Origin of the sequence: Methylobacter sp. Wu1 (assembly GCF_036553575.1) — a bacterium.
Classification (GTDB): domain Bacteria; phylum Pseudomonadota; class Gammaproteobacteria; order Methylococcales; family Methylomonadaceae; genus Methylobacter.
This window is the reverse complement of the sequence record NZ_JAZHOC010000071.1, coordinates 39,506-49,657: the sequence shown is the minus strand read 5'-3', so window position 1 is coordinate 49,657 and position 10,152 is coordinate 39,506. Positions and strand designations below refer to the sequence as shown.

Sequence of the window (10,152 nt, the reverse complement as noted above, 5' to 3'; positions counted from 1 at the left end):
AGGGCGATGGTCAGCTCGACCGTGCCGAGCCCGGCCGCGAAGTGGCCGCCGGAGATGCTGACCGTGTGGGTCAGGTACTCGCGCAGCTCCCGGGCCAGGGCCGGCAGTTGGTCTTTGCTGAGCCTTCGGACATCAGAGGGATAATTGATGGTATCCAGGATAGGATAATTACCGGGTTTGTACATGTATAAATCAACTTCCTTTAATCGGCATTTCTTTCAGGCAATTGCGGGATTATGCAGATTAATTCCTGAGTAATCAAATCGGTAATTAGTGATCCCGCTGGATAATATAAAGCGACAGGTCACGCAGCAGATCGGCTTCTTTGCCGAAAATGCTCAGGCTGTCAATGGCCTGTTCATGCAGTTCCTGCGCTTTCTGTTTGGCGCCGGACAAGCCCAGCAAGGCAGGATAAGTGGGTTTGTCGTTGTCCCTGTCCTTGCCCTGGGTTTTGCCTAAGGTAGCCGTATCGCTTTCTTCATCAAGGATGTCGTCCTTGACCTGGAAAGACAAGCCGATGCATTTGGCGTAATGGTCAAGCTTGGCTGCTGCGGCGTGATCGATATCGGGTTTAGCCAGTGTCGCCATATTGACGCTGGCACGGATCAAAGCGCCGGTTTTGTGGATATGCATGTTTTCCAGCTCCGGCAGGTTCAGCTTGGTACCCACGGATTCAAGGTCTATAGCCTGGCCGCCGACCATGCCTTGGGAACCGCTGGCTTTTGCCAGCATCGTGATCATTTTGAGGCGGCTTTCGGCATCGACAGTCATGGTAGGGTCGTGCGCGAGTATTTCAAATGCCAAAGCCTGCAGGGCGTCGCCGGCCAAAATAGCGGTCGCTTCGTCAAAGGCGACGTGGCAGGTAGGCTTGCCGCGTCTGAGTTCATCATCGTCCATGGCCGGCAGGTCGTCATGGATTAACGAGTAAACGTGGATGAATTCGACCGCGCAGGCCGGCCCGTCGAGCACTTCCGGAGCAATACCCAGCGTCTTGCCGGCACAATACGCCAGCATCGGGCGCATGCGCTTGCCGCCGTCCAGCACGCAATAGCGCATGGCTTCATGCAGCTTTTTCGGCAGTATGTTTTCGCTGGGAAGACGCGCTTCCAGAGCCCTCTCTACACGGTTTTGGCAAAAGCTAAGGTATTCTTTTAATGCATTACTCATCAGTAAAGGGCTCCAGGGTTTGAGTGCCGTTTTTTTCCAGTAAGATCTGAACTTTCTGCTCCGCCTCCTGCAAGGCTTTTTGACAGGTACGGGTAAGATTGACCCCGCGTTCAAATGACTTTAGCGATTCTTCCAGCGAAATCTCGCCTTGTTCCAACTGCGTAACCAGTTGCTCAAGTTCCGCAAGCGAGTCTTCGAATAAAGTCGAGCTTTTCTTTTTCGGCATAGGGATAAAAATATTTTAACGATACGGTGTACAAATTAAGCCGGGCATTATATATGAAATTGGCAGGCAAGTGACCAGGAAGAATGCGCCTCGTCCTTGTTAAAAACCTACGTTGGAAAGATAGTGTTGGCAGAAAACGAGCAGGGGCTTTGTTTGGGGTGAGTTTGCCTTTATCGGTTCAAGGCTGCCCCGGATATTTCTTGAAATCATAGAATCCATGAAAAAATCATGGTCTTGATATTTTTTATAAGTTCATGAATTTTTCAGAAAATATCTGCAACCGTTTGAATTTCAGAGTCTTCGTGTTCTCTGTGTGCTTCGTGGTGAAATATTCGTGTTAATGGTACGATGTATGGTTAACATTGGCATTAAACTCGGATGTGAGTGATTACGAAGTATGAGTAATGAATATAACGCGGCGGCCATAGAGGTCTTAAGCGGACTGGAACCGGTGCGCAAACGCCCCGGCATGTATACCGATACCACCCGGCCCAACCATTTGGTGCAGGAAGTCGTCGACAACAGTGTTGACGAAGCGATAGCAGGGCATGCAAACAGCATCGATGTCGTATTGTATAAGGACGGCGCCGTGTCGGTCACCGACAACGGCCGCGGCATGCCGGTCGATATCCATCCCGAGCAGGGCATACCCGGCGTCGAGGTGATCCTGACCCAGTTGCACGCGGGCGGCAAATTCTCCAATAAAAACTATCAGTTTTCCGGCGGCTTGCACGGCGTCGGCGTCTCGGTCGTCAACGCCCTGTCACAGAAACTGGAAATAGAGGTCAAGCGCAACGGCAAAATCTATCGCATGGAATTTGCCAATGGCGACAAGCAGACCGAACTGACCGAAACCGGCACGGTTGGCCGTAACAATACGGGCACTTCGGTGAAGTTCTGGCCCAATGAAAAGTATTTCGACTCCAGCAAGGTTTCCGTCACCCGGCTGAAACAGGTGCTGCGCGCGAAAGCGGTGCTGTGCCCGGGCCTGAAAATAACGCTGAAGGTCGAACAGCCGGAAGAAGAGATTGTCTGGTGTTACCAGAACGGCTTGCAGGAATATCTGCTGGACCGCGTCGGCGATATCGAGTTTTACCCGCAGCAGCCGTTCATGGGCAATATGTCCGCGAGCCATGAAGCCGTCGAATGGGGCGTCGTCTGGGCTATCGAAAATCCTGGCGAAATGCTGGCCGAAAGCTACGTCAATCTGGTGCCGACGGCGCAGGGCGGCACGCATGTCAATGGGTTGCGCGCCGGCTTGACCGAAGCGATGCGCGAGTTCTGCGACTTCAGAAACATCCTGCCGCGCGGCGTCAAGGTGGCGCCCGAGGATGTCTGGGAAAACTGCCATTTCGTGCTTTCGGTCAAGCTGGAAGATCCGCAGTTTTCAGGCCAGACCAAGGAACGGCTCAGCTCCCGCGAATGCGTGGCGTTCGTGTCCGGCGTGGCCAAAGACAGCTTCAGCCTGTGGCTGAACCAGCATCCGGCCGAAGGCGAGAAAATAGCCGAAATCATTATTTCCAGCGCCCAGAAAAGGCTGCGCTCGAATAAAAAAATAGTCCGCAAGAAAATCACGGCCGGCCCCGCCTTGCCGGGCAAGCTGGCCGACTGTTCGGCGCAGGACATTGCCAGAACCGAATTGTTTCTGGTCGAGGGCGATTCGGCCGGCGGTTCGGCCAAGCAGGCGCGCGAGCGCGACTTTCAGGCGATCATGCCGTTGCGCGGCAAGATCCTCAATACTTGGGAAGTGGATTCGAATCAGGTCATGGCTTCGCAGGAAGTTCATGATATCGCTGTGGCTTTGGGCATCGAACCCGGCTCCAATGACTTGCAAAACCTGCGCTACGGCAAGGTGTGCATTCTGGCCGACGCCGATTCCGACGGCAACCACATCGCCACCCTGATCTGCGCCTTGTTTTACCAGCATTTTCCGGCACTGGTAAAGGCAGGGCACGTTTTTGTGGCCATGCCGCCTTTGTACCGCATCGATATCGGCAAGAAGGTGTTTTATGCCCTGGACGAGTCCGAGCGGCAGGGCGTACTGGACCGCATCAAGGCCGAAAAGCTCAAAGGGACGATCAATGTCCAGCGCTTTAAAGGACTGGGCGAAATGAATCCGAGCCAATTGCGCGAAACGACCATGAACCCCGACACGCGCCGGCTCGTGCAGCTGACGGTACAGGAAGAAGACGACACCAATGCCCAGCTGGATTTATTGCTGGCGAAAAAACGCGCGCAGGATAGGAAGATATGGCTGGAGACGAAAGGAAATCTGGCGGATATCCAGGTATAGCCGCTTACAAGGCCGGCGAATGGAAGACAGCCATTTTCTCGATCTGCATATCGCGGAACGTATAAGGAATGCCGCCGGTTCCAAGGCCGGATTCACGCAAGCCCGCAAACGGCATCCAGTCCACACGGAAAGCCGTGTGATCGTTAATCAGAACGGTCGATGCCGCCAGATGCTTGTAAGCATACAGGGCGGTGTCGATGTTTTGGGTGATCACTGAAGCCTGGAAGGCATAAGGCAGGGCATTGGCCTGTTCAATGGCGTCATCCAGGCTGCTGTATTCATAAACGCACACGACCGGCCCGAAGACTTCATGCCGGCTGACCTTGCTGTCAGGCGATGCATTCAACAACACCGTCGGCCGATAGAGCGAGTCCGAAAGCCGCTTGCCTCCCGTGATCAGTTCGGCGTTCTCGGCAATGGCTTCATTCACCCAGGTTTCAATGCGGTCAACCTCGCTGTGCCGGATCAGCGGGCCGCAATCCGTATCCGGATTGGCCGGGTCACCGACTATCATCTTGTCAGCCGAGGCCGCCAGTCCGTTGGCTACTTTTCGAGCTATCGATTCATGCGCATAAATGCGCTGTACCGACACGCAAACTTGTCCGGCATGATAAAAGCCGCCTTTGGCCAGCAATGGCAGCACGCGTTCAAGATCGGCGTCTTCGGCTACAATGACCGGGGCCACGCCGCCATGTTCCAGCGCGCAGCGCGTGCCGGGCGGCAGTTTCGAGCGCAGCATCCAGCCGACGCGGGCGCTGCCGATAAAACTTAAAAAGGCGGCACGCGGATCGGTCGCCAATTGTTCGGCGACTTTTATGTCATTTTCTACAACGGGCTGGCACCAGAGATCGGGCAGACCGGCTTCGCGCAAGGTATCCACCAGTGCAAAAGCCGATAGAGGCGTATCACGCGCCGGCTTGATAACGACAGGGCAGCCTGCGGCGATAGCAGGCCCAACCTGATGGACGGCCAAATTGATCGGATGATTGAATGCGCTGATCGCCACTACAGGGCCGATAGGCTCCCTGTGCGTAAAAGCCAGTCGGTGCATGGAGGCCGGATTCAATTGCATCGGAATTTCCGTGCCGCGCTCTGTGCGGATGCAATCAATACAGATCCTGAGGCTGTCGAGCGCTCTCGCCAGCTCGACTTGAGTATCCTTATAAGGCTTGCCGCCTTCAGCTACGGCCGTGGCCACGAATTGCTCGGTGCGTTCCTGCATGAGCGCGATCGTACGCTCCAGGATGGCGATGCGTTCATGGGCCGGCAGCCAGTTGTTGCGGTCGCGGAACAGCTCATGCATGTTTTTTAAGGCCTGATTGGCCCCTTTCTCATCAAGGGTTTCAACGGAGCCTACGCGTTTGCCGTCATAAGGCGAGAATACTTCGATGATGCCGGCAGGTTTGGCTCCGGGCGCTTTGATGGGATAGTGCATAGCAAATTCTTTTGAATCAGTGAAGTGCTATTTTTTCCTGCCAGCGGGTCAAAATCAATAAGTGAGGCTGCTTATGACTGGGAATATTTAACAGGCCGCTTTTAATGAACTGGCGTCCAGCTAGAAAATGATTAAAATGTCGGCTTTTTTCCAGTCTGGCTGGAATCAGCAATAACAGTAGAGAAACACAAATTATGAGCAGTGACCAAGCAATCAACAGCGCCTCCTCCACCGATATTTTTTCCTCGGCTTTTATGATCCCCAATGTAGGCGCGCCTTTTATCATCGGCCTGGCGGTCGGCTATTTCGCCAAAAAAATGCTGAAGGTAGCGTTGTTCATGGGCGGTGGGGCGGTGGTGCTGCTGTTCGTGTCCGAATATTACGGCATCGTCAGCGTCAGTGATGCCCAATTACAGGGCGCGGCAAGCGCGGCAACCGAAGTCGCACAGCAGTCCGGCAATTTCCTGATCAATCGCTTATCTAACATTACCAGCAAGGGCGTCAGTGGCGCTGCCGGTTTTTATGTCGGTTTGAAAATGGGGTGATAGCCCAGGTCAGTCGAAAAGATATTTATATCGTCCGTGCAGTTCAGCGTGTTTCCTCATCCATATGCCTCATCAGCAAGGCGAACGATGAACGCGGTAACCAAGCGGTACTGTATGCCCCATGCAACGCCGGATAACCGCTTGATGGATGGTTATGAGATGCTAAGTTGGCTGGTGCTGGTCTATGAGCTTGGCAACAGCTTGAGCCGGCGTTGCCAGAATATGCAACCGCTGCCAATGTGAATTCACAAGCACATTTCCTGAAATTCGGCTTGTGCAAAACCGGCTGAGCTATTGCCCCCGTCCGCTGCAAACCGTATAAAAACGAATATTATTCATATTTGTCTGCCAGACAACTCTATACAGCCCATCCGCCCAATGTCGTTTTTAAAGCCAAAAAATGTCATTTTTTGGGCTTTTTGTTGCTTTATCTCTCTCTTATCATTTCCTTAAAGTATTAAGGAGAATGAGCGGATGGAACGAAATGTCGAATTTTTTCTGATTGATTGTTGCGATACTTATCGAGCGCATCGTGCCAATTTGATGATACTGCTGGCCATGAGCGCACAAGATGAAGCAGTACTGGGCTTTGATGATCGCTTTACCGGGAGCAATGTCAGTAGATATGCGGACAGCCTGGAACATGAAATCGCCTTGGGCACACTGCAATTGGTTCTGGGAAGAACATCAGACCAGCTTGTTTTTTGCTGCATGCTTAAAAGAAGCCATCAACAAACGACTCAGCACATTTGTGATTTGCAAAAAGGATTCATTCACCCTGAACACAGGGGCAAGATTCTGAAGAGGAGCCTTGCTTACATTGCGCAAGTTTGCATAGAAAATGGGGTTGAGCTGATTACTCTTGACGTTAGAGCAAATACCCGCGCCCATAAGACATGGGTGATGTGCGGTTTTGAAACCTATGGCGTACTGCCGGATTATAGCCGTTATCAAGGCATCAGCTACGAGGGGCATTTTATGAAGCAATCGGCGTACGATCTTTTGCAGCGATTTAAGTTATATATTTAGTGAGGATTTTTTACCATGATGGACAAGAAAGAGTTCAAGGCAGCTATGACAGCCGAATTGAACAGACATTTAACCGTTGGACACCCTTTATTCAAATATCTTCTGGATGAAAATAAACCTGATAAAGAGTTGCTTAAATTCACTACATTGCAAGGTTATCAGTTAACCAAACACTTTTTGACTTACATCGAAAACCTGTTCTTCCACTGTCCCTTGGAAAAGCACAAGAAGCATTTACTTCACAATATGTACGAAGAAGAAACGGGCAATCTTTCCAAGACAAAGAATCATGTTGTTTTGATGGAGGATTTCATACGTGCTATCGGCATTTCGGATGAAGAGCGCGACCGTGCGACTGCATTGAAACCGACTCAGGAACTCATCAGTTATCGAATGAGCGCCTGCCTGGATAAAGAACGTTACCATATTGGCGCGGCAGCGGTACTGGTAGCCAGTGAAGGGCAAAACCTGGAGACCGTTGCCGGGGAAGCGCGCCATACTCTTTTTGGCAAAGTATACAATTTGAAAGAAGAAGATTTATTGTTTTTCTCCGTGCATCAGAAAGAGGATGTCGGTCACGTTCGTCAGGGAATGGACTTGCTTGCTGACTTGTGTACAACGGAAAAGATGCAGCAGGAGTCCTTAGAAGCTATTAATACGACATGTAAATTATTTTATGGCATGTATCAGGGAGTTTATGATCGCCTTGGCCTGGGTCAAGCTCAATTAGCGGAAGCATAAAATGAACATATCTCGAAAACATCGGATAGTGGCCGTAGTCATTGGCTTTTTTGTCACTTTTCTGGCCTCTTCTATTAAGGGCAGTTATCAAGTTTACTTCCTTGACCTGGTAAAACTATTCGGTCAAGGGAGGGATACCTTTGCATTGACAGGCGCTGTTTTCGGGCTTGTACTGGGGGTGGTTTCGCCATTTGTAGGCTGGGTCTGTGATCGATATGGCCCCGCGAAAACAATCCTGACCGGCGCGTTTTCAACAGTATTGGCGTATTTAGCGTTAAGTATTACAGTGAACTTCTGGGGCTTCATGTTTTTATTTGGCGTATTAGCGGCTTATGCATTAGCCGCTATGACATTTGTCCCTCTTGGCTTATTGATTGACAAAATATTCCAGGATGATCAAAAAGGCATGGCGTATGCAGCCATCACTAACGGAACGTCAATAGGGTTCATGGTGTTGTCTCCATTGTGGGTTTGGTTAAATACCTTTGTGCCGTGGCAGCAGATCAGCTTATGTATTGCTATTGCGTTTTTGTTGGTAGTTGTCCCCGGCGTCATGTGGTTATCCAGACTATTCCCTAATAATGCGCCTCCTCAACCTGGAGCCAGAATTCCTGATAATAATGTATTAAGCCAGCTTCGGCGTCCTATTTTCATACTGCTGGCTTTATCTTTTGCCGGTTGCGGCGCGTCAATGGCTTATATAGATGTCCACTTGGTGCCTATGATGCAAGAAAGATTATCCGGTGAGCCCACAGGTGCGGTCCTGGTCGCTTCAACTTTGAGCATTCTAGGTGCCGCTGAGTTAATTGGCGCGTTTGTTGTAGGATGGCTATTGCGTTTTTCGGCACCCGCTATGCTTTTGGCTATACTTTACACGCTGCGTACCTTTTCAATGCTGATTCTGCATTCTGCAAGCGACACATGGCATTATTTAGCTTTTGCAACTGTTTTTGGTTTGACTTATATGGGCACAGTAATCATTACTTCCGTGATGTGCCTGCGCTGCTACGGCGCGGAAATTAAAGGGAAAATGTTCGGTTTCCTGTTTACCGTCCACCAATTAATGGTGTTTCTCACGGCCTGGCTTGGCGGCATGGCCTATGAATTCACGCAAAGTTATGACCTCGTCACATTATCTGTCATGGGATTCTGTATGTTATCTGTATTTGTAGGCCTGATATTGAACAGATTTGAGAAGAAGGAAGTTGCTCCATCCATGGCATAGAGCGATTTACAGCGTATATCGGCTCAATAAGCGGAACCCAGAATTCACCGTCCCCGGATTTCTACTAAAGATACTCAGCACAGTAACTGTTATTCGTCGAATAATGTTCCAAAATTACAACTTCCGTCGAGGAAAACATCACCAAAAAACATACAGGCAACTCAGAATAGAAGTAGGAAGATAAAATGGTATTAACAATAGCAATTTTTAAATTACGAGTTTGAATTGCAATTAATATTTTTAAGTTAAAAGGATGCACAAAATGGAAACAACAACCCTAAGTATTCATGCCCCTCTTCCAATGATGTCCGATAGTCACTCGGAAGCCATTGCAATAACATCGGGTTATGACTTCAGTTCTGCTGAAGAAGCCAGCGCTCGATTCAGCGGTGAGCAGATTGGCAATGTCTACAGTCGCTTTACCAACCCGACCGTTGAAAGTTTTGAACAAAAACTGGCTATTATGGAAGAGGCAGAGTCCTGTGTTGCGATGTCATCGGGCATGTCTGCTTATTTAGCTATTGCCATTACATTTTTAAAGCAGGGCGACCATGTTGTTCTGGCAAGTGGAATTTTCAGCACGACCAGTCATTTATTTCGCCAATACTTTGGACAGTTTGGCATTACTGCAACTTCCGTCTGTGTTGATGACATGAACGCATGGAAAAATGCCATGCAAGACAATACCAAGTTGATGGTTGTCGAATCGCCAACAAACCCGATGATGAAAGTCGCCGATTTATCTGCTTTAGGCCGAATAGCCAGACAATTTGGCGCACTTTTGATTGTGGACAATACATTAATGAGCCCCACATTCCAGAAACCCCTCAGGCATGGGGCTGATCTGGTGCTGCATTCCACAGGCAAATTCATCGATGGTCAGGGACGATGCGTCGGAGGTGCAATTGCCGGTAGTAAAAAATTGATTTCTCCCTTAAAACAATACCTGCGAAGCTCCGGCACTTGCTTGAGCCCGTTTAACGCCTGGATTTTCAGCAAAGGTCTGGACACACTAAAAGCCAGAATGATGCTGCATGAGTGCAACACAAGAAAAATTTACGAATGGTTGGTATTACAGCCCGAAGTAGAAGAAGTGTATTCAACAATGGATGAGCGCCATGCGAGTGCAAATGTGATCAGGAGCCAGCAATCGGGTCATACTCCAATCATAAGTTTCACTCTTCGAGGAAAAAAGGAGGAGGCTTGGGCATTTATTAATGCGCTGGCTCTTGTTTCACGGTGTACCAATATAGGGGATGCAAAATCGATGATTACGCATCCTGCATCTACCACTCACGGCAAATACAGTAAAGAAGAAAAAATAAACAATGGCATTACCGATAATCTTGTTCGGCTATGTGTAGGTCTTGAGGAACCTGACGACATTATAGCGGATATCAAACAGGCATTGGCCATTGCATGCAGGCCTTTGGCTTATGTTGAATCTAAACCGTTTTTATTGGAATCTGCTTAACATCTGCTGAGGGCGAC

General features: G+C 49.8%; 10 protein-coding genes. 6 read left to right on the top strand and 4 right to left on the bottom strand.

Translation table 11 applies throughout. The features are described 5' to 3' along the window. From V2P20_RS15585 to V2P20_RS15575, 3 genes are all read right to left on the bottom strand, one after another. Positions 1-185, bottom strand: a 185-nt coding sequence (locus V2P20_RS15585) for a 1-deoxy-D-xylulose-5-phosphate synthase N-terminal domain-containing protein (protein WP_331819896.1), incomplete at its 3' end; no start/stop codon positions are given. An 85-nt stretch (positions 186-270) separates the two neighbouring features. Continuing rightward, positions 271-1,167, bottom strand: a complete 897-nt coding sequence (ispA, locus tag V2P20_RS15580; protein ID WP_331819894.1) for a (2E,6E)-farnesyl diphosphate synthase — start codon at positions 1,165-1,167, stop codon at positions 271-273. Next, on the bottom strand, positions 1,160-1,393 hold the full coding sequence (locus tag V2P20_RS15575) for an exodeoxyribonuclease VII small subunit (RefSeq protein WP_194972019.1): 234 nt from the start codon (positions 1,391-1,393) through the stop codon (positions 1,160-1,162). Before V2P20_RS15575 ends, ispA begins: the two co-directional genes overlap by 8 nt. A 397-nt stretch (positions 1,394-1,790) precedes the next feature. Between V2P20_RS15575 and parE the strand changes: the two genes are divergently transcribed. Continuing rightward, positions 1,791-3,686: a DNA topoisomerase IV subunit B gene (parE, locus tag V2P20_RS15570; protein ID WP_331819891.1), complete on the top strand. Its 1,896-nt coding sequence runs from the start codon at positions 1,791-1,793 to the stop codon at positions 3,684-3,686. 4 nt (positions 3,687-3,690) lie between these two features. On the opposite strand, the gene V2P20_RS15565 is transcribed toward parE, so the two are convergent. Next, a complete protein-coding gene (locus V2P20_RS15565) occupies positions 3,691-5,121 on the bottom strand; it encodes an aldehyde dehydrogenase family protein (RefSeq protein ID WP_331819889.1) in 1,431 nt (476 codons plus the stop codon). Positions 5,122-5,315: 194 nt separating this feature from the next. Between V2P20_RS15565 and V2P20_RS15560 the strand changes: the two genes are divergently transcribed. The 5 genes from V2P20_RS15560 (at position 5,316) to V2P20_RS15540 (ending at position 10,135) form a co-directional block, all read left to right on the top strand. Next, positions 5,316-5,666, top strand: coding sequence for an FUN14 domain-containing protein (locus V2P20_RS15560; protein WP_331819887.1), 351 nt, complete (start codon positions 5,316-5,318; stop codon positions 5,664-5,666). A 474-nt stretch (positions 5,667-6,140) separates the two neighbouring features. Further along, positions 6,141-6,695, top strand: a complete 555-nt coding sequence (locus tag V2P20_RS15555) for a hypothetical protein (protein ID WP_331819885.1) — start codon at positions 6,141-6,143, stop codon at positions 6,693-6,695. A 15-nt stretch (positions 6,696-6,710) separates the two neighbouring features. Beyond that, positions 6,711-7,436 carry an iron-containing redox enzyme family protein gene (locus V2P20_RS15550; protein WP_331819883.1) on the top strand — a complete coding sequence of 242 codons (726 nt, stop codon included), beginning with the start codon at positions 6,711-6,713 and terminating at the stop codon, positions 7,434-7,436. 1 nt (position 7,437) lies between these two features. Continuing rightward, positions 7,438-8,661: an MFS transporter gene (locus V2P20_RS15545; RefSeq protein WP_331819881.1), complete on the top strand. Its 1,224-nt coding sequence runs from the start codon at positions 7,438-7,440 to the stop codon at positions 8,659-8,661. Between the two features lie 262 nt (positions 8,662-8,923). Next, the gene (locus V2P20_RS15540; protein ID WP_331819879.1) at positions 8,924-10,135 is read left to right on the top strand and encodes an aminotransferase class I/II-fold pyridoxal phosphate-dependent enzyme; all 1,212 of its coding nucleotides are present in this window, start codon (positions 8,924-8,926) and stop codon (positions 10,133-10,135) included. Positions 10,136-10,152 lie beyond the last annotated feature (17 nt).

Coding starts and splice junctions, on each gene's coding strand:
- V2P20_RS15565 (WP_331819889.1), bottom strand. CDS start 5,121: ATGCACTATCCCATCAAAGCGCCCGGAGCCAAACCTGCCGGCATCATC.
- V2P20_RS15545 (WP_331819881.1), top strand. CDS start 7,438: ATGAACATATCTCGAAAACATCGGATAGTGGCCGTAGTCATTGGCTTT.
- V2P20_RS15575 (WP_194972019.1), bottom strand. CDS start 1,393: ATGCCGAAAAAGAAAAGCTCGACTTTATTCGAAGACTCGCTTGCGGAA.
- V2P20_RS15555 (WP_331819885.1), top strand. CDS start 6,141: ATGGAACGAAATGTCGAATTTTTTCTGATTGATTGTTGCGATACTTAT.
- V2P20_RS15540 (WP_331819879.1), top strand. CDS start 8,924: ATGGAAACAACAACCCTAAGTATTCATGCCCCTCTTCCAATGATGTCC.
- ispA (WP_331819894.1), bottom strand. CDS start 1,167: ATGAGTAATGCATTAAAAGAATACCTTAGCTTTTGCCAAAACCGTGTA.
- V2P20_RS15560 (WP_331819887.1), top strand. CDS start 5,316: ATGAGCAGTGACCAAGCAATCAACAGCGCCTCCTCCACCGATATTTTT.
- parE (WP_331819891.1), top strand. CDS start 1,791: ATGAGTAATGAATATAACGCGGCGGCCATAGAGGTCTTAAGCGGACTG.
- V2P20_RS15550 (WP_331819883.1), top strand. CDS start 6,711: ATGATGGACAAGAAAGAGTTCAAGGCAGCTATGACAGCCGAATTGAAC.